21 protein-coding genes and 1 pseudogene are annotated in these 23,820 nt (G+C 52.9%); 3 read left to right on the top strand and 19 right to left on the bottom strand.

Annotated elements, in window-relative coordinates:
• Positions 1–6 precede the first annotated feature (6 nt).
• From B5F34_RS14850 to B5F34_RS17625, 6 genes and pseudogenes are all read right to left on the bottom strand, one after another.
• The gene (locus tag B5F34_RS14850) at positions 7–318 is read right to left on the bottom strand and encodes a DUF4134 domain-containing protein (protein WP_087340533.1); all 312 of its coding nucleotides are present in this window, start codon (positions 316–318) and stop codon (positions 7–9) included.
• A 175-nt stretch (positions 319–493) separates the two neighbouring features.
• Positions 494–1,177 (bottom strand): hypothetical protein, encoded by a 684-nt coding sequence (locus B5F34_RS14845; protein ID WP_087340531.1) that lies wholly within the window; start codon positions 1,175–1,177, stop codon positions 494–496.
• Positions 1,171–1,467, bottom strand: coding sequence for a DUF3408 domain-containing protein (locus tag B5F34_RS14840; protein WP_072542201.1), 297 nt, complete (start codon positions 1,465–1,467; stop codon positions 1,171–1,173). Before B5F34_RS14840 ends, B5F34_RS14845 begins: the two co-directional genes overlap by 7 nt.
• A gap of 40 nt (positions 1,468–1,507) precedes the next feature.
• Positions 1,508–1,927 (bottom strand): DUF3408 domain-containing protein, encoded by a 420-nt coding sequence (locus B5F34_RS14835; protein WP_087340529.1) that lies wholly within the window; start codon positions 1,925–1,927, stop codon positions 1,508–1,510.
• Between the two features lie 5 nt (positions 1,928–1,932).
• Positions 1,933–2,718 (bottom strand): annotated as a pseudogene (locus B5F34_RS14830) (ParA family protein); the annotation flags it as partial.
• 714 nt (positions 2,719–3,432) lie between these two features.
• Positions 3,433–3,573 carry a hypothetical protein gene (locus B5F34_RS17625; protein ID WP_162609347.1) on the bottom strand — a complete coding sequence of 47 codons (141 nt, stop codon included), beginning with the start codon at positions 3,571–3,573 and terminating at the stop codon, positions 3,433–3,435.
• A gap of 6 nt (positions 3,574–3,579) precedes the next feature.
• On the opposite strand from B5F34_RS17625, the gene mobA reads away from it, so the two are divergent.
• From mobA to mobC, 3 genes are all read left to right on the top strand, one after another.
• Positions 3,580–4,026 (top strand): conjugal transfer protein MobA, encoded by a 447-nt coding sequence (mobA, locus tag B5F34_RS14820; RefSeq protein WP_055220730.1) that lies wholly within the window; start codon positions 3,580–3,582, stop codon positions 4,024–4,026.
• Positions 4,005–5,252: a conjugal transfer protein MobB gene (gene mobB / locus B5F34_RS14815; protein WP_087340526.1), complete on the top strand. Its 1,248-nt coding sequence runs from the start codon at positions 4,005–4,007 to the stop codon at positions 5,250–5,252. The genes mobA and mobB overlap by 22 nt, the downstream gene beginning before the upstream one ends.
• Before the next feature lie 150 nt (positions 5,253–5,402).
• The gene (mobC, locus tag B5F34_RS14810) at positions 5,403–7,412 is read left to right on the top strand and encodes a conjugal transfer protein MobC (protein WP_087340524.1); all 2,010 of its coding nucleotides are present in this window, start codon (positions 5,403–5,405) and stop codon (positions 7,410–7,412) included.
• 220 nt (positions 7,413–7,632) lie between these two features.
• Here the strand turns inward: mobC and B5F34_RS14805 are convergent, their stop codons facing one another.
• The 13 genes from B5F34_RS14805 to B5F34_RS14745 form a co-directional block, all read right to left on the bottom strand.
• On the bottom strand, positions 7,633–8,586 hold the full coding sequence (locus B5F34_RS14805) for an Abi family protein (RefSeq protein WP_087340521.1): 954 nt from the start codon (positions 8,584–8,586) through the stop codon (positions 7,633–7,635).
• 216 nt (positions 8,587–8,802) lie between these two features.
• Positions 8,803–9,438, bottom strand: coding sequence for an RteC domain-containing protein (locus B5F34_RS14800; protein ID WP_072542193.1), 636 nt, complete (start codon positions 9,436–9,438; stop codon positions 8,803–8,805).
• 196 nt (positions 9,439–9,634) lie between these two features.
• Entirely contained in the window at positions 9,635–10,099 is a 465-nt protein-coding gene (locus B5F34_RS14795; protein WP_239448991.1) for a hypothetical protein, read from the bottom strand.
• Between the two features lie 312 nt (positions 10,100–10,411).
• A complete protein-coding gene (locus tag B5F34_RS14790) occupies positions 10,412–11,698 on the bottom strand; it encodes a sigma-54 dependent transcriptional regulator (protein WP_072542192.1) in 1,287 nt (428 codons plus the stop codon).
• Positions 11,686–13,995, bottom strand: coding sequence for a hybrid sensor histidine kinase/response regulator (locus tag B5F34_RS14785; RefSeq protein WP_087340516.1), 2,310 nt, complete (start codon positions 13,993–13,995; stop codon positions 11,686–11,688). Before B5F34_RS14785 ends, B5F34_RS14790 begins: the two co-directional genes overlap by 13 nt.
• 12 nt (positions 13,996–14,007) lie before the next feature.
• Positions 14,008–15,261: a carboxypeptidase-like regulatory domain-containing protein gene (locus B5F34_RS14780; RefSeq protein ID WP_072542190.1), complete on the bottom strand. Its 1,254-nt coding sequence runs from the start codon at positions 15,259–15,261 to the stop codon at positions 14,008–14,010.
• A 21-nt stretch (positions 15,262–15,282) separates the two neighbouring features.
• Positions 15,283–16,677 carry an aldo/keto reductase gene (locus tag B5F34_RS14775; RefSeq protein WP_087340514.1) on the bottom strand — a complete coding sequence of 465 codons (1,395 nt, stop codon included), beginning with the start codon at positions 16,675–16,677 and terminating at the stop codon, positions 15,283–15,285.
• Between the two features lie 303 nt (positions 16,678–16,980).
• Complete coding sequence (locus tag B5F34_RS14770; RefSeq protein WP_087340511.1) at positions 16,981–18,480, bottom strand: 4Fe-4S binding protein; 1,500 nt, start codon at positions 18,478–18,480, stop codon at positions 16,981–16,983.
• Positions 18,481–18,485: 5 nt separating this feature from the next.
• Entirely contained in the window at positions 18,486–19,196 is a 711-nt protein-coding gene (locus B5F34_RS14765; protein ID WP_087340510.1) for a dihydrofolate reductase family protein, read from the bottom strand.
• 7 nt (positions 19,197–19,203) lie between these two features.
• Positions 19,204–20,109 (bottom strand): helix-turn-helix domain-containing protein, encoded by a 906-nt coding sequence (locus B5F34_RS14760; protein WP_087340508.1) that lies wholly within the window; start codon positions 20,107–20,109, stop codon positions 19,204–19,206.
• 203 nt (positions 20,110–20,312) lie between these two features.
• A complete protein-coding gene (locus tag B5F34_RS14755; protein ID WP_087340539.1) occupies positions 20,313–21,422 on the bottom strand; it encodes an alpha/beta hydrolase in 1,110 nt (369 codons plus the stop codon).
• A gap of 46 nt (positions 21,423–21,468) precedes the next feature.
• Positions 21,469–22,632 carry an aldo/keto reductase gene (locus tag B5F34_RS14750; protein WP_087340507.1) on the bottom strand — a complete coding sequence of 388 codons (1,164 nt, stop codon included), beginning with the start codon at positions 22,630–22,632 and terminating at the stop codon, positions 21,469–21,471.
• Between the two features lie 31 nt (positions 22,633–22,663).
• On the bottom strand, positions 22,664–23,818 hold the full coding sequence (locus B5F34_RS14745; protein ID WP_022384313.1) for an iron-containing alcohol dehydrogenase: 1,155 nt from the start codon (positions 23,816–23,818) through the stop codon (positions 22,664–22,666).
• Between the last annotated feature and the right edge of the window lie 2 nt (positions 23,819–23,820).

Below are 23,820 nucleotides of genomic sequence, written 5' to 3'. Positions count from 1 at the left end.
CGTTTATTAAAGGAAGAACGAACGGAGAATCGTCGCGCTCACAATCAGGAAGATGCACGCCCCGAACCAGCTTGCTGCGGTCTTCGAGGTGTCGGGGTCGCCGGCGCTGAACTTGCCATATACCTTGATGCCCCCGATAAGCCCGACGACAGCGCCGATGGCGTAGATGAGTTTCGTCGCCGGGTCAAAGTATGAAGTGACCATGCTGGTGGCTTCGGTGATGCCCGCCATGCCGTTGCCTTGTGCGGACGCTGAGATGTTTGCAGCCAGCAGAATGGCTGCGAGAATGATTTGTTTTTTCTTCAATGTCTTTGTCATAATCGTTTCTTTTTTGTGCCTCCGGGTTGGATAGTCCCTTTGGCGGTTGATACTTGTTTTACTTCTTGCGGCTTTGGATGAAGCCGGCTTGTGGATTTAGTGGTTCGGTGGCAAGCCGAAGTTTAGCCGTAGTCGATTTTCTTTTTTCGCATCATTGTTACGTTTTACTTGTTCGTTATACATAGTCGCGGATGTTGAAGTTCTCGTATTCCTTCTGCGCAGCCGCTTTCATCCTTGGTCTCTTCTGCACGGGACGGATGCTTGCGAGATAGGCATCCACCATTCCCGACACCCTTGCCTCGTACCGGGCGTTGTTACGCCGGAACATGTTGTAGAACTCCGTGCCTTCCAGTTCATGGAACACCTTGCCCGCTTGCAGGACATCGGTTTCCTCCGCCCTTGCGTCCTTCACCGTCTTTGCGGCACGGTCGATTTCGTCAAAGGTGCTTCCGCCTGCCTGCGGTGGCTCCTCGTCAAAGTCCTCGTCCGTGTCATAGGCGCGGTTGTCCTCGAATACCTTGTCCAAATCCTCGTCAGGCACTTGGCGTGATGCGTCCTTTTCTGCGGCATGGTTTCCGGTGTCCTTCAACTCGTCGGCAAAGGTAACGTCCTTTTCGTCCACTGCTTCACTTCGGACTGTCGTGGCAGCATTTGGCGCCGTTGTGGTAGCTTGTGGCGTCCTTTCCGGCATCCGAAACAGGCTTTTGCCCATGATGTCAGCCAGAGGTTTCTGCTGTTGTTCCTCCTTTCCTGCCTTGCCGGAAAAATCTCCGGTCCGTTCTTCCTTACGCTCACATGTCAGGTAAAAAAGTATCCACAGGTTACACGCCATCATCAGGATAATAAGTAGCGTCACCATTGGCTTATCGTTATCTGTTCGACAACTCCGTGTCTTTTCCGGCTGCTCAGGCTTTCCAGTTCCTCCCCATGCTGTTCAAGGTGTTCTGAAAGGATACGGTCAATGTACCCGGATATGGTCATCCCGTGCCCTCCGGCTATGCCCACAATCCGCTTGACCGCCTCATGGTTCTCCCGGCTGATATATACCGCTTTTTGTGCACAGCCTTCCGGCTTGCGGCGGGTGAGGTACTTGCCTATGTAGGCTTCTTCTTTCTGCTTTCTTCTGAAAATGTTGATACTCAGTTTCATTGTCTTCGTTTTTCTAATGTTTTACAATAATTGTCTGTTCTCAGATGAGGTCGTCCCTGTCACGTCTGTACAGGCTGTTGATTTCCTCCTTATTCTCCTCAAAGTGGCGCATGAGCACCGTGTCGATATAGCCGCCTACGGTGATTTCCTTGTCTGCGATGGTGTTCACTATCTTGGACACGATGCCGTGGGCTTCTGCACTGATGTACACACATTTCCGTGTTTTCAACTCATGCCCTTTGAGGAAAGTCTGTCCGTAATCCCGGCTTTTCCCCTTCACCTGTTCGTACTGCCCCTTCATTTTTGACGGTTGTCCTGCATTAGCGGGTGTCTCCCCGGCACTGCCGGTTCCGTCTGGCTGTGGTGGCGGAGATGCGCCTGCCATTTGGCGGGACTTGCCGATAGAAGCCAGCAGCAGGTTCTCGTCAATGCCTTCCGTATTCAATTTGCGGCTTGCCATGACCTTCAGGATTTAATGACATCGCAGATTTCTTCGGCAAGTTCCTTGATGCGGCTTCCCCGCAGCATGGCGTTGTCCGCAGGCAGGATGGTCGAGCGGAACACCGTCTTGCGGTCGTCGGACATATCCCGGCGGAAGCGCTTGCTGTCCGGCAACTTGGTGCCGAGTACATGGAAGTTGTTTTCGGCAAACAGTTTTCCGTAGAGGTCATACAGGTCTGTCCGTTCCCGTCCGTCCACCTTGGTCCAGAACAGGGATATGGCTTTTGTCCGGGCAATGCCGGTAGTCACGAGGTTGTCATTGAACATCATGACGAACTGCAACGCGCTCTCCACCACGAAACGGTCCGCACTGATGGGCGTAAAAATGTAGTCCATTTGCGAGAGCGTCTTGATTACCCCGTCGCTTTTCAGCGTGCCGGGCAGGTCGAAAAACACGATGTCCGGTTTATAGTCACCCTCTGCGAGCAGGCTTTCCGCATCGTCCAATGCCTGTACTGCATTGCTGCGGATGACCGGGAACGCCTTGCGGCCCGACTTGCGGAAATGCTCGCAGGCGATGGCTCTCATCCGGTCGTTCTGCTCAATGAGGGCAGTTTCCTTGTCACGCAGTCCGGCGATGCTGTGCTGCGGTTCATCACAGTCAATCACGGCGACATTGTAACCCATTACGTTGTGGACATAGTTGGCTACGAGAGCGGTGACGGTCGATTTGCCGACACCGCCTTTCTGTGTTGCGAAAGCAACGAATGTTTCTTTGTTCATTTTCCTGCTTGTTTTAATCGTTGTTGTTACAAATTATTGTTATTCTCAATCCGTAGCGGTCTGTTGCGCCGCCTGTTCATTCCTTTTTTCCCGTACCTGTACACGGATATGTACCCATGAAGGGTTACAGGTCTGCTGCTCCATTGGCTTGCTTCGTCCCGTATTCCTGTCCTTGTACCGTTACGGTGCTGTTTGCTTATGGCGCTCTTGGTCTGTTTCCGCATTGTCGTACAACAGCACGACAATGAATCAGCGCCGCAGTAAAAGTTCGTTTCTGTCCGTTCATGCGGACTTGCCGCATTGCATGGTTGTTTCCGTTCATTTTCATTTCTGCAAATCGTTGGTCCGTTGTTTCTGTGTGCAAAGGAAAAGGTATTTCAGCTTACTTGTATCACTTGCCCCTTGCGTGGCAGCATTTGGCGCCGATGTGGTAGCCTGTGGCGTTCCTCAGCCCCTTTCCGACCCGGATTTACCCCCTACCTTTGCACCCAAGCGGCAGGGCAATGCTCCCGGCGCGTACCGCAGGCCCCGGCTCCGTCCTTCTTTTGGGCAGCCGGAGGGTATCGGGAGACCGATACCTTTATGGGATTGTTATAACAGGTATATCCCCAACCGACGAACGAAGCAAGAACAGAGTCAAGCTCGCTTGAACTATGTCTTGCAAGGAGGAGGAAGAGTAACACTCAATCCGTCTGCTACGGATTTTTGTGTCCTCAAAGACACAGCAAGGTGTCCTTTGAGTTACTCAAAGGGTTTCGGGTTACTCCCGAAACGACCTTGCCCCTTGCGGGGAGGGGCTTCCTCTCCGAAGTCGGGAAGCCTGTTTCCACCTGCGGTGCGTATGCCGAAGCTGCGCTTATGCCGTGACACCACTAAATCCATTGTAATATGAACGAGAACAAGACGAAAGACAGGGCGGAAACGCCCAAGTGGGGGCGGCACCCACGTGAAAGCCGCAAGTCGCACTGTGTGATGGTGCGTTTCGATGACGGGGAATGGCTCAGGTTTCTCGCCATGCACGGCAAGTCCGGCGTGGAGGCGAGGGCGGTATTTCTGAAGGCGCACTTCTTCGGGCAGCCCTTTCGGGTGCTGGTCACGGACAAGACACTGCTCGACTACTGCACGAAGCTGTCCGCTTTCCATGCGCAGTACCGCATGGTGGGCAACAATTACAACCAAGTGGTCAAGGAGCTGCGCTGCCATTTCTCCGAGAAGAAGGCGATGGCGTTGCTCTACAGGCTGGAGCAGTGCACGAAGGAACTGGCCGCAATCACGCGGCAGGTCGTTGAACTGTCAAGGGAGTTTCAGGAAAGATGGTCGCAAAAATCACGGTAGGAACGTCGCTGTACGGCGCGCTCGCCTACAACGGCATGAAGGTGAACGAGGGTGAGGGGAAGCTGCTTGCCGTGAACAAGGTCTTTGACGACGGCAGCGGGCGGGTGGACATCGCCCGTGCCGTGGAGGACTTCCGGCGCTATATGCCGGAGAACGTGCGTACACGGAACAAGGTCATCCACATCTCCCTCAATCCGCATCCCGACGACCGTCTGACGGACATGGAGATGGAACAGCTCGCACGGGAGTATCTGGAAAAGCTGGGCTACGGCGACCAGCCTTTTCTTATCTTCAAACACGAGGACATCGGACGCCACCACCTGCACATCGTTTCCGTCAATGTGGACGAGCGGGGCAGGCGGCTGAACAAGGACTTCATCCACCGCCGCAGCAAGCGTATCACCACCGAACTGGAACGCAAGTACGGCCTGCACCCCGCCGACCGCAGGCAGCACCGCCATGACAACCCCTTGCGGAAAGTGGACGTTTCGCAGGGCGACGTGAAGCGTCAGGTGGCGAACACCGCCAAGGCGGTCATGGCGGCTTACAGGTTCCAGACGATGGGCGAATACCGCGCCCTGCTCTCCCTCTACAACGTCACGGTGGAGGAAGCCCGTGGCAACGTGGACGGGCGCGAGTATCACGGGCTGGTCTATGCCGCCACCGACGATGCCGGGAACAGGGTGGGCAATCCTTTCAAGGCGTCCCGTATCGGGAAGTCCGTCGGCTATGAAGCTGTGCGGCGCAGGTTTGAATTTTCCAAAGGGCAGATCCGCGACAAGCGTCCGGCGGACAGGACACGCAAGACCGTCGCCGCCGCGCTCGCCCGGACATACCGCAAGGAGGAGTTCATCGCCCTGCTTCATGCAAAGGGCGTGGATGTGGTGTTCCGCCACACGGACGAGGGGCGCATCTACGGGGCGACCTTCATCGACCACCGCACGGGCTGCGTGCTGAACGGCTCACGCTTGGGCAGGGAGTTTTCCGCCAACGCCTTGCAGGAGCATTTCACCCTGCCGTATGCCGGCACTCCGCCGATACCGTTCACCATTACGGAGGACACGCCACAGGCAGACATCCGTTCCTATGAGGAACACGACGAGGGGCACTCCACCGGCTTGGGGCTGCTCGGTGGCGATGCGTCGGGCGCACAGGCTCAGGAAGCCGCCTTTGAGCGTGACCTCAAACACAGGCGGAAGAAACGCCGCAAGGGTTTGGGGCTGTAATTTATCCCTCCGCAGGGCATAGGGGATGAGGTCGGACTTCATCCTACATCAAGTCCGGCCTCATGTACCATGAAGTCCGGGGTGATGTATGCTCGCCTCCGTACCGTGCCTTGCGGAGATATTGTTCAACTTAAAAACAGAAACAGATTTATGTCACAACAGGAAGACGATTTGAGGGCATTGGCGAAAATCATGGATTTTCTGCGTGCCGTAAGCATTTTACTGGTGGTCATCCACCTCTATTGGTATTGTTATGAAGCCGTAAGGCTGTGGGGTATCGACATCGGCGTGGTGGACAGGGTACTGTTGAACTTCGACCGTACCGCAGGATTGTTCCGCTCCATCCTTTATACGAAACTCTTTGCGTTGGCGCTGCTGGCACTCTCGTGTCTGGGCACGAAAGGTGTCAAGGAGGAAAAAATCACGTGGGGAAGGATTTGGACGGTGCTTGCCGCAGGGCTGGTGCTGTTTTTTCTGAACTGGTGGATATTGTCCCTGCCGTTGCCCGTAGAGGCAAACGCGGCATTGTACACCGCCACCGTTGCGGCGGGCTATGTCTGCCTGCTGATGTCCGGCACATGGATGAGCCGCCTTCTGCGCACCAACCTCATGGAAGACGTGTTCAACGTGGAAAACGAGAGCTTCATGCAGGAAACGCGGCTCATCGAAAACGAGTATTCGGTGAACCTGCCCACACGCTTCTATTACAGGAAGAAGTGGAACGACGGGTACATCAACGTGGTAAACCCGTTCCGTGCGTCCATCGTGCTGGGCACGCCGGGCAGCGGAAAGTCGTATGCCGTGGTAAACAGTTTTATCAAGCAACAGATTGAGAAAGGTTATTCAATGTATATCTATGATTTCAAATTCAGCGACTTATCGACCATTGCCTACAACCACCTGATGAACCACCCGGAGGGATATAAGGTCAAGCCGAAGTTCTACGTGATAAACTTCGACGACCCGCGCCGCTCGCACCGCTGCAATCCCATTCACCCCGATTTCATGGAGGACATCACCGATGCCTATGAGAGTGCCTACACGATAATGCTCAATTTGAACAAGACTTGGGTGCAGAAACAGGGCGACTTCTTTGTGGAGTCTCCGATTATCCTGTTTGCCGCTGTGATATGGTTTTTGCGCATCTACAAGGACGGTAAGTATTGCACCTTTCCCCATGCCATTGAACTCTTGAACCGCCGTTACGAGGACGTGTTTCCTATTCTCACCAGCTATCCGGAGTTGGAAAATTACCTTTCCCCGTTTATGGACGCATGGCAAGGCGGCGCAATGGAACAGCTTGCCGGGCAGATAGCGTCGGCGAAGATACCGCTATCCCGCATGATTTCCCCGCAGCTCTATTGGGTCATGTCCGACAGCGAGTTTACCCTCGACATCAACAATCCCGACGAGCCGAAAATACTCTGTGTCGGTAACAATCCCGACCGCCAGAACATTTACGGCGCGGCATTGGGCTTGTACAATTCACGCATCGTGAAGCTCATCAACAAAAAGGGCAAGCTGAAGTCGGCGGTGATTATTGACGAGCTGCCCACCATTTACTTCAAGGGGCTGGACAACCTTATCGCCACCGCCCGAAGCAACAAGGTGGCTGTCTGCCTCGGTTTTCAGGACTTCTCACAGTTGAAGCGCGACTACGGCGACAAGGAAGCCGCCGTAGTGATGAACACGGTGGGCAACATCTTCTCCGGTCAGGTGGTGGGCGAGACCGCCAAAAACCTTTCGGAGCGTTTCGGCAAAATCTTGCAGAAGCGGCAGAGCATCACCATCAACCGTGAGGACAAATCCACCTCCATCAACACGCAGATGGAGAGCCTTATCCCGGCGAGCAAGATTTCCACACTCACGCAGGGCATGTTCGTCGGCGCGGTGGCGGACAACTTCAATGAGCGCATCGAGCAGAAAATCTTTCATTGCGAAATAGTGGTGGATGCCGAAAAGGTGAAACGCGAGGAACAGGCATACAAGCCTATCCCCGTCATCACGGACTTCACCGATGCCGACGGCAACGACCGCATGAAGGAGATGATTCAGGAGAACTACAACCGCATCCGTGCCGAGGTACGGCAGATTGTCGCCGACGAGTTGCAGCGCATCCAGTCCGACCCGGAACTGCAACACCTCTTGCAGGGCAAGTAAAAAACGCCACAGGCGAAAAAAGGAAAATCCGTAACTCGGCTGTTCTTTTCAGACCGGGTTACGGATTTTCCCTTATAATGAAGAACGCCCCCCAAGTATGCTGCCTTGCGGCTCGCCTGGGAGGCTTATTATCTTTTAGTTTATAACTGTCTTGTTAATCTTGTGATGCAAAGGTAGGCATTTTTTCTTGAATGGCAAGCGCATGAAGCCGGAAAAATGACTATTTCCAGATTTTTTCGTTTTCCCAACCTTCGGCAAAGCCCATTGCGGAAAGTGACGCTACGCCTTTATATTCATCGACCAACGCTTTCAGCCTATCCTTGAATGAAGAAGTGGGATTGGCTGTCTGTAAGAGGTATCCCAACATACAGAAGAAATAATACACCTTGCCACGCTGTACCGTATCAGGATTGCTTATCCATACCAGCCTTTTGGAAAAATGCAGTTTTTCAGGCACGATGCTCATTTCCCTATTCCAAAGCCTTGCATGGTGGGCGCACAAGTTGCGCACGTAGTTCATGGTATGCAGCCATGAGCAGAATGTCTTTGGAGGCAAGCCGAAATAATCGGCTATGCCGTTGATGTCCGCCCTGCTCTTCAATCCCGTACAGATACGTGACAGGTGATTGAAATACATGATTTCCACACTCATCCACGAAGGGGGATTGACCGGATTGTCATATTTGTTCCGGTAGTGCTGGATGAACACCTCAGCCCGGTTACTGTGCAATTGGTCGCTGATATGTTTCTGGATTTCGGCATACACATCGAATGTCACGATGGAGCCGTCACGCAACACACGTCGTTCCGGAGCTTTGAATATGGAAGGATTATCTTGCCAATGGGAACCGTATTTGTGGCTCAACTGATAAATGATTTGTGTCCGGATGGCTATTTCCAGCCGTTCAATGGCATCGAATACGAGCAGGCGTAATTTTCGGTCAAACACGTACAAGTCATACACCATATCCCATGTCGTGCCTTCCTTGAAACTGTCAATGATTGTGCCGTTCTCCTTTTTCATATAGGGCAGCATATAGGCACTGAGCCGGTAATAGCTGATGTTGGCGAGCAGTCTTTCCGCCCGCGGTATGTCCGGAACAGACATGCCCCTTGACTGCAAAAGGGCGACTTGTTCCGTGTAGCTCAAAGGCGGTTTCTTATATGTTTCCATTCTGTATGTGCATTATAAAATTGAGCCACTTCTTGAAGTGGCGAGCCTTAGCTTTTTCCATCTAAGGGCGATGATGGATACAAAAGTAACCTTTTTCATGGAGAAAACAGACAAGAAATAGCCTTTTCTTCATGGAGACGTATAAAAAACAGGCAAGGAGACGCTTCACGCGCCCCCTTGCCCCAACTCAAAAGGAAATATACAAAAGAACATGGTTTATCTTTTCCGCATCCGTTCCCGTTCTTCGTCTTGCACCATACGCTGGTTCAGTTTCTCCGAAGCCCGGTCAAAGAAATAGGTGCGGCTGCCGTTTTTCCGTCCCTTGATGGCGGCATAGGTGTTATAGCATTGGCTGTCTTTGATTTCCAGCCCGAATATACGGGAGAAGTGCCCCAACAGTTCCCCCATGCCGGTTTCTCCTCCATTGATATATTTCAATGTGTCAAGTCCGTACAGCAGTTCTATCAGGTCCACGGTGCTGCCCGTCCACCGCATGGAAGGGGCATCGGCAGGTATGTCATTTTTCTTTTCGTCTTGGGAGGGGATGAAGGATAGTGGCGGCACTTGGCTATGTGGCATGGAAATGTGCTTCAGCATCTTGCGCACGAAGGCGAGGGCTTTGCGCACGTACACGCTGTGGTGGGTGCCCGTATCTTGCAGGGCTTTGTGGTATTGCAGTTCCGTTTCCGCATAGCTCAACGCGGGCAACGGATGGCAGGGGCTTGCCGCTCCCGTGCAGAGCGAAATGACCGTTGCTACGAACTCGTTGTATGCCGCACTTAGCCCGTTGCGGCTTTCGGGGTTGTCTATCAACCGGAAAAACTCCGTTTCCGTCAATATGAGATGTTCCATTTTTCTTCAGTTTTATGTTGTTACACTTGGGTTGAAGTGTGCGCACATAAAACTATCGGGCAAACGGCAGTCCAACGGAGAGAGTTTTTTTGCGGTTTGTTTTGCAACAGGCTGATAGACAGGGATATGTTTGATGAAAATAATTTTGGATACCCCAAAAAGGATTTCCGGAAGTGTTCAGATTATGAACACCTGTTCATAATCTGAACAGTCTTTTGAGCAGGGAAGCGTCCGTTTTCTGAACACTTGCGCCATCGCTCTTGCGGTACACGGCTTTCAGCGAGCCGTCCTTGTACGCCTTTATTCCGTCCCGTACCCATTCGCTTTCGGACAAATCCCCAAGGAACAGGCGGCAGCCATTCCCTGCAATGACGGGTATTGTGCAGAGGATGATTTCATCCAGCAGGTGCATCCGAGCCATGCCGTTGATGATGCTTGCGGTGGTGGTATTGGCTTCTATGAAATAGGTTGCAGAGGTCTTGTCAAGCACCAGCATGGTGAGTGAGGTGTATTCGGAAAGCGGACGGGCGGTTTCCTTCATTTCGGCAATCCCGAACCTGTCCGGCGTGTCGGTCTTGGAAAGCCATTTCTGCGCTTCCCCTGAACTGTCCGCAAGGCATCCGTCCATCGTGAGGACGGCGAATAATACGACTTTTCCCATTCGGTCTTTTTTAGTGGTTATGACCGAAGCCGACAAAAATAGCGTGCAATGCACACTACTTTCAAGCGACGGCTCTGGTAAAGCCTTTACAGAGAGTACGTGACTGCACGCTATGCCAAGGCATAGCATAAGCATCACGCAATCGCCTCTGTAGTTCCAATTTACCAGATTTTCGCTTGAAACGCCTTGCGGTCTTATTCTATACTATATCTTCATCGGGCAGAAATCTTTACTTTCCACACCCGATTTTTCTCAAATGTTGCTACAAAGGTAGCCTTTTTCCTGTAATTCCTTTCATTTTTTTACTATTTTCTATTCTATTCCGTATGCGTCTATCTTGTTGTACAGGGTGGTACGCCCGATGCCGAGTAATTTTGCTGCCAACGTGCGGTTGCCCTTTGACTGTTCCAAGGCACGGAGTATCCGCGTCTTTTCCATGTCGCTTAATGACAAAATATCATCAGCCGCCGGCGGCATTTCGTCAAAATCAAACGTGTCCGCCGTGACCGTATTGCCTTCTGTATGCAGCACCGCCATGCGCACGACCCGTTTCAGTTCCCTCACGTTGCCGCCCCATGTGTATGCAAGCAGTTGTTTCTTCGCTTCCGCGTCAAAGCCTTTCACCTGCTTCTCAAATTCCTCGTTGGCAAGTTGCCGGAAGAAGTCAGCTAATGGCATAATGTCCTCCTTGCATTCACGCAATGGCGGTATATGCAGGGTGTATTCCTTCAACCGTTGGTAGAGGTCAGCCCGGAAACGCTTTTCGGCGATGGCGGTCTGCAATTCCTCGTTGGTAGCGGCGATGATACGCACATCGGCTTTCTTGTCCTTGCTGCCGCCCGTGGGTCTGTACCGTTTGGCTTCCAGCGCACGGAGCAGCATCTGTTGCACTTCCGGTGGCAGGTTGCCTATCTCGTCGAGGAACAACGTGCCTCCGGCGGCTTCCTCCCAAAAGCCTTGCTTCTTGCTTTCGGCTCCCGTGAACGCCCCTTTCTCGTGTCCGAACAGGGCGGATGCAGCAAGCTCTTTCGACAGCAGTCCGCAATCCACGGGTATGAATGGCCCCGCCGACCGTTTGCTCCTTGCGTGTATCTTCTCGGCTATGTGTTCCTTGCCCGTGCCGCTCTCGCCCAGTATCAGGACGCTCATGTTGGTGGTGGCAACCAGCTTTATCTTGTGGTCTATCTCACGGAAAGCCGCGCTCTGCCGCTCGTAAATCGGTGCTTCGTGCCGCTCCATCCTTTTCCGTAAGGTTTTCAGGAGCGGAAATAGGTTGTCCTCAATCAGCTTCTTCGGGATGTAGTCCTCCGCACCCAATTTCATAGACCGGACGGCGGTGGGCACTTCGTCATAGTCGGTCATGACGATGTAGGGATTGTTCCTGCCTTGCTTCCGCAGTTCTTCCAGCAGGGCGATGCCGTCACCGTCGGGCAGGCGCATGTCGGCAAGCACGATGTCGTCCTCCTGCATCTTTGCAAACAGCTTCCGTGCGCCGTTGCAGGTGGAAGTGGCTACACTTTGGTATCCCTTGTTTTCCAACAGGCGGCACACAAAGTCGGAATAGATGATGTTGTCCTCAATGACGATTATTCTGCCCATCGTTCCGCCTCCTTTCTTGCCAAATCAACTATCAACTCACCTTGTGCCAATACTGCACCTACGGCTGTACTCAATTCTTCATCCGATACGCTCTCCTTATGGATAACATCATACAGCACTTTCAGCGGCTGTTCCGCCTTTATCAGCATCCACGAGCTTCTCAAATGATGTACCCAGTTATCCAACGCCTTCATGTCCTTTGCTTCCTCCGCCTTGCGCACTTCCTCCATGTTGGATTGCGTAGTGGTCACTAACTTTTCCAATGTGCGCCGTTTGTCACCGAAAGCGAGCAGAGGCGAGAGGTCTATGCGGCTTGTTTTGTTCCGCTCGATGCAGTTTTCCGTGACGGCAAGCAGTTCGTCTATGGAATAGGGCTTGTATAGCACGGCAGCAAAACCTTTCCTTTTCAGTTCCTCTTCCTCCACGTAGCCTGCGGCGGTGGCGGCAACAACGGGGATGGTCTGCGAGTTGCCGATTTCCGATGTGCGCATCAGTTCCAATACCTCGTAGCCGTTTACCTCCGGCATCTTCAGGTCGGTTATCAGCAGGTCGTAATCCTTTGTGCGCATCAGGTCTGTCAGTTTATCCACCGTCAGGCAGGTGTCGCACTCCACGCCGCTTTGCTTATACATTTCCTTCATCATGTCCAGCAACATCCCGTTGTTGTCTATCGCCAGCACGGAGCAGCCGGAGAGCGTGGAACGTTGAGCGTTTGTCTTTTCGATGGCCGTTGTTTCCTCCGCCTTAGGCAAAGGAAGGCTCACGGTGAAACGGCTTCCCTTGCCCGGTTCGCTTTCCACTGTGATGCTTCCTTTCAGCAGTTTCACCGTATCGGCTACGATGGCAAGCCCCAGCCCGAAGCCGTCTTCCGTCACGGCATTGCCCTGCCGCTCAAAAGGGATGAATATCCGCTGTTGCTGTTCCTTTGTTATGCCCGTACCAGTGTCTTCCACTACTAACGTGAAGACATTGTTCTTATAATCGGTACTTAATGTGACTGTTCCGCTTTGTGTAAACTTGATGGCATTGGATAGCAGGTTACCGCCGATGCTCAGGATGCGGTTCTTGTCGCCGCCTACTATCTCGTCCGCTTGTTTTTTCACCGTGAATGTGAGTTGTTTACCTTTCGCCAAAGGCGCAAATTCCGTTTTCAAGGTCTCGGCGATGGAGCATAGCTTGAACGGCTTGATACTTGGCGTTTCCTTGCCGCTGTCCAGTCGGAAATACACAAGCAGGCTGTTAATCATCCAAGCCATGCGTCTAGCGGCATCGTGGATGGTCTGTGCGTGGCGCATCCGGCTGTCCGCTTCCGTGTCGTTCTGTAGCAGTTCGGCGTTGCCGCTGATGGCGGTCAATGGGGTGCGCAGTTCGTGGGTGACGTTCTGGATGAGGTTACGCCGCAGCTTGATTAGCTTCTCATTCTCTTCGTTGCTCTCCTGCAACTCGCCGATGAGCTTCTCGCGCCGCTTCCGCTCGTTGTCGTTGCGTTTCATTTCCCGGTGGATGGCGAGGTACGACAGGAACAGCAGGATGATGGCGGCGGATATGGTGGCGGTGAACAGCCGCACGGACAACGCCTGCGCCTCGGCTATTTCCCGTTCACGCTGAACAAAAGCGTTTTGCGCCTGTATATCAAGGTCACCGATTAATCTGTTCAGTTGGATGTTCAGTGTCCTGTTGCGGTTGCGCAGACTGTCGGCGTAGGCATCCATTTCCGCCGTTTGCCGCAGTTGCAGGGCTATCAAGCTGTCGCTGAACTGGTGCAATTCTTTGGCGGAAGGGAGTACCTGAACGGTTTTCTTACCTCCGAACACTCCTGCCAGTCCGCTTTTCTTCTGTTTCACGGTACGAATACGTGTTGCTCGCTTTGCTACTTCGGGCAGGTGGTTCACCAAAAGGCTGTCCGCTTCGCCTTGCTGTTCTATCGCTTCCATGATATGGCACAAGTGAAGTTCCTTATCTGATAGCAGGGTACAAAGAGTGTCTATCTGTTCTGGATGTACATACGTCATGCAATGGAGCTTCAAAGCTCGCAACAAACTGTCTGTATGCAGTCGTTGGTTATGATAATTACGATAATCCGTATCATTCCACCCAATGACACCCTCGCCCAACAGGGCAAGCTGGGTGATATGGCGGTGGGCGGTGTTGATGTCGCGGCGTACCTGTTGTATCTCACTTACACCCATTTCAATATTACGCATACGCTTACGTTCATATACAATAACACCTACCATACTACCAATAATAAGCAGTAATAACACATAGCCCAATAATATTTTCTGATTTAATTTCATTTGATTGAAACTTTATTTCTCTTGTATCTTTCGCAACTTACCCACCGCCTTCTCCAACGATTCCTCCGGCTTGATGATGTTGTAATTTCCCCAAAAGCCCTTGTCGAAGAACAGCGAGGCATCATCGGAAAGAATTTGGTCTTTCCCGAAGGCTTCACGGATGGGAATATCGGTGGTGGACGGCTTGATGTCCGTTACTACCATTTCTGATACAACAGCATAGCTGGTGGAGAACAGCCTGCGCCGCCAATCGCATTTGAAACGGAGTTCGTTGCGGACATAACTCAGGTAGGTCTTGCCATCGTGGTCGGTGTAATTGACCTGATAAGCTACTTCCACAGGTTTGAAGCGCAAGCCGAAAGGTTTACTGTGCAGGATGGCTTGCGTAGCCTTGTAACGGTCGCTCGTGTCGAGGAAGAACTCGGCACGGGTGAAGGAGAGGCGTTCCTTGTCGATGTAAAACTTGCCGTAATAGAGGGCGTAAGGCAGTTTGCGGTTGGGCGTGAAGCTCACCACGTATTGCGGACGCTGGTCGATGGCGGTCGGTTCCTCAAAATGGAAGTCATAGCACGGGAGAACTTCGGGACTGAGCAACAAGTCAGGATTCTTCACCACATCCAGATAAATGGATGCGTTAGGCCCGCCCAATAGCTTTACGGCTAAAGTATCGCTTGCCTTCGGACTAAGCAGGCGACGGCCTTTGAGGATACGTACCCGGTCGTGGCCGGCATCTTGCGTGTAGGGTGTCTTGTGTAAGTCGATGACGGCTTCGGCAATGTTGATGTAGCGTCTGCGCTTGCGGGAGGTTTCCCGATAGAAACCAGTCAGTCGGTCGGCCACGGTACTGTAATTGGCAGGTATTTTCCGGATAGCTTCCTCTACCAACTCGCGCGGATTGCGTCCGCTGACGACAACCTCATTCAGCATCAACGTGGAGGGTGTAAGCCAGACGGTGGATAAGTCCGAATCTCCTTCTTTCAGACGGATACGGGCATTGGCGTAACCCAAATGCGACACTTCGAGCGTGGTATTGCCTACCGGTTCTTTCACCTTGAACGTAAATTCGCCGTCGGCATTGGTCACGGTGGACTCCGTGCTTCCGGCGATGGACACATTGGCGTAAGACAAGACCCGCTTGTCCGACTTGTCTTTTACCGTACCGCTGATGGTTACATACTTGTTTTCATCTTTCGGAATGTTGATAGCCTTTGCCGGAGCCAAATACAGCAGGAAAAGGCAGAACAGAATGTACTTGTTAGTTTTCATATCTCTATATAATTTTAGGTGTTACAGATTATCTTGCTTCAACCGTTCCACAAAGTGGTCAATCCGTTGCATCTCCTTGGGGATGTCGATGCCTTGCGGACAGTCGGGCGAACACTGGTTGCACCCGATACAGTGGTTGGCTTGGCGGAGCTTCGGCACGCTGCGGTCGTAACCGACAAGGAAAGCGCGGCGGGCACGGCGGTAGTCCTCGTCCTGACCGCTGCGGGGCATATTCCCCTCGTTGATACATTTGTTGTAATGCAGCAGGATGGCGGGTATGTCTATTCCGTAAGGGCAAGGCATACAATACTTGCAGTCGTTGCAAGGGATGGTCTGATACTGCACCATCAGGTTTGCCGTTTCTTGCAGGAAGGCGAACTCATCTTCCGACAGGGGATGCAGAGGCGAATAAGTGCGCAGGTTGTCTTGCAGATGCTCCATATAGGTCATACCGCTGAGGACAGTCAGCACACCGGGAAAACTTCCGGCGAAGCGGAACGCCCACGATGCCACGCTCTGCCCGGATTCACGCTGTTTCAACTTGGTGACGATGTGGTCGTGTACTTTGGAGAGCCGTCCGCCCAACAGCGGTTCCATAACGACAGCGGGGATGTTCCGCTTCGCCAGTTCGCCGTAGAGGTATTCGGCATTGACGTTGATGCCCGATGCGTGCCGCCAGTCAAGGTAGTTGAGCTGTATCTGCACAAAATCCCACGGTATGCCGGATTCCTGCAACATATAGTCGAACACCCGCACATCGCCGTGGAACGAAAAGCCCAGCTTGCGGATGCGCCCCGCCTCTTTCTCTTTGAGGATGAAGTCGGCAATGCCGCAATCGTACAGCCGTCCGCGCATTTCCTCCATTCCCGCGCCCGTGCCGAGGATGTGGAACAGGTAGTAATCGAAATAATCCGTCCGCAGGTGCTTGAACGAATCCCGGTACATCTTCACACTGGCATCGTGCAACTCCTTGCCACGAAGCCCTGCCCCGTAGAGGCGGTGGTTGGACATCTTCGTGGCAATGTAATACGAGTCGCGCGGATGTCGGCTGAGGGCAATGCCCGTCGCTTCCTCCGACAGCCCCTGACAATAAGGCGGCGCGGTGTCGAAATAGTTCACGCCGTGCGCCAGCGCATAGTCCACCAGCCGGTTTACTTCTTCTTGGTCCACCACTTGCCCCTCGCCGTCGGGATTGGGCATCATCGGCCAGCGCATACAGCCGTAGCCGAGCAGCGACACACGGTCACCCGTCAGCGTCCGGTAGGTCATCTCTCCGCCGGGTTCGCCTGCATTGGCTGATGTTAATGAGCCTTGCCTATCACCACAAGCCGTCAGTCCTGCGGTCGCCATTCCAGCCGCTCCCGCTATCTTGAAGAAGTCGCGGCGGGAGATTGTTCTGTTGTTTTTGTTCTCCATATATCTGCATTTTGTAATTACAATTTATTTCTTGCCTTATCTGGGCCTCCGACAGCCCTTGCGGAAAATTATAAGCACCGTCGTAGGCTGACGAAAGCACTTGCGGAAAATTTCAAGCGTTGTCGCCAGCGACGACAGTGCTTGCAGAAAATTATAAGTGCTGTCGACGGGCGACAATGGTGCTTGCGGAAGATTTTTAGCCTTGCCAACTATCCTGAGATGAGTCCGGAACTTATCCTACATCAGTCCGGATGTGATGTAGGATGAAGTCCGGACTGATGGTACATCAAGTCCGACCTCATCTTATATCTCCCTGTGCACCTCGTGCCCTTCCACGTAAATCGCGCTGAACGGACGTGCCGGACAAAGGTTCTCGCAAGCCCCGCAGCCGATACAACGCTCCACGTTGATGGCCGGAATCTTGGGCGAATCGGGATTGGCGGCATCCGAGGGTATCATCAGTATGGCTCCCGTCGGACAATGGCGGGCACAGTTGCCGCACTCCACGCCATCGGTCAGCGGCACACAATTCTCCTTGACCCATACGGCGTGTCCTATCTGCGTGGCGGATTTCTCCGCTGCGGTTATCGGGCGTATAGCTCCGGCAGGACAGACTTCGCTGCACTTCGTACATTCCGGTCGGCAGTAGCCACGCTCATAACCCATTTCTGGCTGCATCAGCTTCGTCAGGTCGGTGGACGGGCGAAGTACCCCGTTGGGGCATACCGACACGCAGAGCTGGCAGGCGGTGCAATGCCGGGCGAAGTCGCGTGCGCTCAATGCTCCCGGTGGCACTATCGGGGTCTTGCGGTCGGGGATTTTCTTGCTCTCGATAATCGCCAAGCCTCCGTCCACTTTCTTTTCCTGTGCCTTTAACGCGGCAGTTGTGGCAACCAAAGCCGTGGCGGTCAGAAACGAGCGGCGGGCATCGTTGATTTGCTCTGCTGAAATTTTAGATTCAGCAGCTTTCGGTTGTGCGGCTTCCTTTGCCGGATGCTTGTAGCTGATGGCTCCCTTATGGCATTTTCCGATGCAATCCATACAAGCCACGCAACGGCTGTAATCAATCCGATGGTTGGCGATGTCGATACAAGCCGCCTTGCAATTCCGGGCACACAGTTTGCAGTTTACGCATTTGTCCTTGTCAATCACCGGCTTCAACCACGAGAAACGGGCAAGGAACCCCAGCACCGTACCTACCGGACAGATAGTATTGCAGTAAATCCGTCCGTTCCGCCACGCCAATACTCCTATTATAATAAAGGAGAGCAAAGCGATAAAGAAGGTCGGCAGGCTTTTCAGCCACACCTCCGTTTCATAGAAGGCGTAACTGTCGGCTCGCTCCGCAAAATAAGCGAGCAGGTTGTTCCCCCAGCCGTATATCGGGGCGAACAGGTTGCCGGCTATCCGCCCGTATGAACTGTACGGCGCGAGCAATGCCACTAATGAGCCAATCCCGGCTATCATCGCAATGATGAAGACCGCCAGCACACTATACCGCAACCACGATTTGGCGGGAGAATAGCCGTAACGGTTCTTTTTCTGTTTCTTGCCCACCCAAGCGATGATGTCCTGCATCACGCCTAATGGACAAATGATTGAGCAGTACACCCGTCCGAAGGCAAGTGTCAGCAGCACGAGGAACACCACAACTCCCACATTCAACGCCAAGAGCGCAGGCAGGAACTGTATTTTGGCCGTCCAGCCCAACCAAGCGTGCAGCGTCCCCGTGAAGTCGAGGAACAACAGCGTGACGGCGGTGAAGAACAGGACGGCGAGCGTCAGTCTGATTTTGCGTAACATACTTCTCAACTGTTTTTATGGAACTTATATCGTAACCAAACCACCCCGTCCTCCATCTCTTTCACAGATAGCAGTTCAAGCGACTGCCCTTGCGAGGGATTTCCTTTGCCAATATAATGGAAGATGGATGTGGAGCCTGCTGAACCGTCGATGCCCGGATATATGACAAGGCTCAACTCGTCTATCAGTCCGGCTTGCAGGAACGCACCGTCTATGATGCCTCCGCCTTGCAGCGAGAGTGATTCCACGCCAAAGGTCTCCGCCAATGTATGCATCGCCGTGCGGAGGTCATCGCCTTTTGATCCGGCAAACAGATAGGAGATTCCTTTCTTCTGAAGATACTCCAAATAGAACGCAGGAGCCGTTTCAGGCAGGATGCAGACGATGCTGTCGCCCCTTACGGTAGCGGATTCATAGAGAATGTCCGCATCCGGGTCGGCTACCACAAAGAGACGGGTTGAAGTGCGCTCGGCAATAAACGGTGCAGGATGAGCTAACGGCGTGGTGTCCTGCGTATGAAATTTCTTTGGGAAATAGCCTTCACACAACGTGTTCTTGCCGAACATCCAAACATCGGTATTCAACTGGCGACCAATGGCAGCATAGATGCCCATCAATTCGCCCTTGTTTTTTCCATTGAACGGTTCCGTCCAGCGGTTGGTCAGCAGCCGGCCATCTACGGAACTCATTACGTGACAAATAATTTGCGGGTACATATCGTTATCAATTTAGTTTATAATCCGGGGTCAATAGATAGTGCTTGGGCTGCTGTCCGAACACCTGCCGATACAAAAGAGCCAATATGCGTGGCTCGTGGAAGCCGAACTCTCCGGCTACCTGCTCCAACGGACAGCCACCGTTGCGGACACGCTTCTTGATGTATTCCATCATCTTGACGCGGACATACTCGGCAAGCGTCTTTCCCGTCTCTGCCCGCACAAGGTCGTTCAGGTAAGCGGGCGAGAGGAAAGGCAAGGCGGATTCTACCTTGATGATACCGCCGTCCACGGACTTCTGTCCGCTTATGGAGAAATATCGGACAAGCGTCTTGTCCAAAGTCGCCAGATATTCCCCGTCGATGTCGGTACGGCAGGCGAACTGGCGCTCATAGAAGCGGACGCAGTAGTCCAGCAGCAGTTCCAGCCCGGCAGATACCAGCCGCAGGCTGTGCCGGTCGATGTCACGCCGCAGTTCCTCGTGGATATGTTCCAGACGGTCTTGCACGATTCGCTTCTCTTGCAGGGATAGGTGCAGCGACTCGTTTTCCCGGTAATCAAAAAAGGCATAGTCGGCTTTCTTGAATACAAGGCTCTTGGTGCTGAACAGTTCCGGATGGAAGAGGATGCCGGATATGCTTCCGTCCACCGCATCCTCCCGGCTGACGCGCACGATGTCGCCCGGCTTCGTAAATACCAGCGTGCCATATTGGAAATCGGCGCACTTTCTGCCATAACGCGCTTCGCCGCATCGTGTCTGGACAAAGCGGATGGCGTAGAAGTTGCCCGTAAAGCATAATGTATCGTCGTCCTCTAAGCGTGCCGGGTCGATGACGGCCACTTCCGGGTGCAACGTCGGCTGCCGCATCTGTTTGTTAAACTCGTCTATGGTAAATGTCCGTATATCGTTCATTACTATTTGTTTTATGTCTTGATACAAAAATACCGCTTCCGCCGTGGCGCGTCCATACACAGATTACGGATTGAAGCACCAAATTCAACGAAAGCGGCAAGAGGGTTTTATCAAGGGTCAGACCTTTGATAGGCTAAGGTCCGACCTTAGGGTATCTCATGTCCGACCTGAGCCTGCCTCATGTCCGGGATGAGATAGGCTCATCACAGATGTTTTCCAAAGAACTCCGTCAGCTTGCCCACCGCCTTTTCCACGTACTCCGGCACCCAATACGTTTGGATGTGCCGTGCGCCGGGGATAAGATACAGTTCCTTATCGTTGGTTCCCGTGGCTTTGCTGAAACATTGTTCGGTCATATAGAACGTGTCGGCATTGCTGCCCGCCATCATCAGAAGCGGTTGGTTAATGAGATACATCCCCTCGCTGGCATCGAATGCCATCAGGTCCACTAAGCTGCTCTTTGTGTAGCGGAAGGTGGAGCCGGGATGTGCATGTGTCTGGAGATAGTACTCGTAGCCATCGCGGTAGAGGTCATACGGAAGCTGTTTGGCCTGCTCAGGTGTCATACCACTCATGTCGCCCACATATTCAGGTGCTTCGCCATTGGCTTCTTTCTGACGGGCGGCACAGGCATCGGTCAGACGTTCCTGCACATCGCCCATTTGTGAATCGAGGAATCCGTTGCGGCGCACCAGTCCGGAGTTGAACATACTGAGTGTGGCGACTGCCTTGAAACGTTTGTCGGTCTGCGCGGCTTTCAGCGTATAGCCGCCACCTCCACAAATGCCGAGGATGCCGATGCGGGCTACATCTACTCCGGGATATTGTGCCAGGATGTCGGCGGCACGGTGGATGTCCTCTATGCGGTTGGCGGGTTTGTCCACGTTGCGCGGCTCTCCCTCGCTTCCGCCCTGATAGGCTGCATCAAAGGCAAGGCAGATGTAGCCCTGCTCTGCCATCCGTTGGCTGTACAGACCTGCCACCTGCTCCTTACAGCCTCCGTTGGGATGCGCCACGACAAGAGCGGGATAGGTTTTCGCCGTGTCATAACCGGCAGGCGTATAAACATTGGCAACCATCGTCAAACCGTTCAATTCGTAGGTGATGCGATGAATGTTCACCTTGCCCGGCTCGTTCTTGGTAATGGCTCCTTGATAGGCCAACCCGAAAGGATTGGAGTTGTGACTCTTTATCGTGTTGAAATCAACTGTGGTAAAAGGTTCTGTTACCTTTTGATCCGTCTTTCCCATGACATTGGTCGTGCCACAAAAAAACAGTGAGAGGCACAACGCAGCCGTTAAAAATCTATTCATATTCATAGTGCTTTTATTATATAGAGTTTACTCAGTTAGAACCTATTTAATTGGACGCATCCGATGCAGAAGGCGTATAAGTATGGTCGTATGTGTAATCTTGGAAGTTTCCGAAGTTCCAGTCACCGTAGGAAATGTTGAATGACCTTCCCGCATCGCCAAGGTCAATGGCACGGATGGCAGCCATTTCCTCATCGGAGAGTTCAAAGTCGAAGATGCTGATGTTTTCGAGGATGTGGTCAGGGTTGGTCGAACCGGGAACAGGACAAAGACCTTCCTGCATGTGCCAGCGGAGAATTACCTGATACACCGTCTTCCCATGTGCGTCAGCTATTTGTTGGAGCGTGGCATTATCAACGTCACCTCTGTTGTGGTTCAGCGGATACCAACATTCCACCTGAATATCGTAGTTGTCCGCATAGAGTTGTCTGGCCTCCCTTCTTTGGGCAAGCGGATGACACTCTATCTGTGCCATTTGCGGTTTGATTTCCGCATTTTCCATGATATAGTTGAATGCCTCCATGCGGTTGTCGAAATTGCTGATGCCGAGCGCACGTATCCTGCCTGCCTTATACTCGTTTTCCATCACCCGCCAACAGGCAAGGATGTCTTCCAAAGTGCCGGCCGGGTGGTGTATATATACGAGGTCGATGTAATCCACCTGTAACCGTTGGAGCATTCCCTCAAACGCATTCTGTGCATCTGCAAGGTCTCCCGATATTTTGCTCGTCAACCAGATTTCCTCTCGTGGAACGCCGCTTTCCCTTATTCCCCAACCGACGCCACGCTCATTATAGTAAAACATGGCATCGTCCAGATGACGATACCCCGACTGAAGTGCTGAGATGACCATGCCGCGAACCGTCTCGTTAAGTTCCTGCCGCTGGTTGGCTCCTTCCATGCTTTGCACTTGAGTGCCAAGCCCAAAACGAGGCATCATAACACCATTGTTCAGCCTTACAAGCGGAACTCCAGCAACTGATGTGATACGGGATACCGCCTGAGGGCCTCCGTCGGGAGTGTCTCCGCCCGGTGCAGGCTGGGTCACCTGATGGTCGAAATTGACAGCAATGGTATCGTTCTCTTCACCGTTGATTTCAGTACCCGGTTCTTCCGTAGTGTTTTCCGAATCCCCACATGAGGGCAGGAGAAACATGCCAAGCAGCAAAATGGATGCTACCATGAGCTTTGATAAATAGGTTGCTTTCATATTTTGTTATTTGATAAATTTTACGAGCATATCATTTACATTCCCTTAATACTTCGAACAACTCATCCCTTGTGAATTGCTTGCAACAGCCCGGCATCAACAGGCAGGTATCGGCAGCGGCACGGAGCACCGTTTCGTCCGTAATACCTAACTCACTCCAATGGGTAGGCAGGCCGATTTCCTTGATGAAGGCTTCAAGAGCATCAATACCAAGTGCGGCGGTCTGCTCCACGGTATCGCCCTTTACGTTCCACACCCGTTCCGCCATACGCGCCAGTTTCTCCTTGCCCTCGGTCAGCAGGTGACGGTAGAGTGTGGGATGGATGATAGCTAATGCCCTACCGTGATTGCAGTCGGTATAAGCGCCGACAGCGTGCTCCAGCATGTGGCATTGGAAGTCGGTCTGCTTGCCAAGTTTCAGCAGGCTGTTCTCGGCAAGGGCGGAGTTCCACATCAGTTCGCCACGGGCAAAGTCATTGTCCGGGTCGGCAATCAGGGCACGCAGATTCTTGATGACATTGCGCATCACCGCCTCGTTGATTTCATCGGAAAGGTTGTCGGTTTGCGGCTTGCCCATATAGGTCTCCATACAATGGCTCAATGTGTCGAATGCTCCGCTGATGACTTGTCCCATCGGGAGTGTCTTGGTAAGGTCGCTATCCAGGATGGCAAAACTGTGATATGCTCCGACCAACGGTTGCTTCAGCTTCTTTTCGGTGTGGGTGATGACCGCCCCGTTGTTCTGCTCCGCACCTGTTCCCGATGCCGTAACGACAGCACCCATCGGTACAAATTCGTTGGGATACCGATGCTTCGTGTACTGCATCTCCCAGATGTCCTCGTCTAACTTTGCTTGTGCCGAAACTATCTTACAGCAGTCGATGACCGAACCTCCGCCCACGGCAAGGATGAAGTCTATACTGTTTTCACGCACCAGCCGTGCACCCTCCTGCACCTTGGCATAGGTAGGATTGGGCATAATTCCGCCGAAGTCCACCACATCCTTTCCGCACTCGTGCAGCCAATCCACAACCTTGTCATACAATCCCGTGCGTTTCAGCGAGCCGCCACCGTATGCTAACAGCACATTCTTGCCCACAAGTCTCATTTCTTCTTTTATCGCGCCCTCGGCGCACCCCTTGCCAAAATGTTGGCGGACGGGATATTGATATGTAAAATTGTTCATCT

This window comes from Mediterranea sp. An20, from assembly GCF_002160055.1.
In the GTDB taxonomy this organism is placed as follows: Bacteria; Bacteroidota; Bacteroidia; order Bacteroidales; family Bacteroidaceae; genus Bacteroides; species Bacteroides avicola.
The sequence above is the reverse complement of the archived record's forward strand: the minus strand, read 5'-3'. Positions and strand labels throughout refer to the sequence as shown.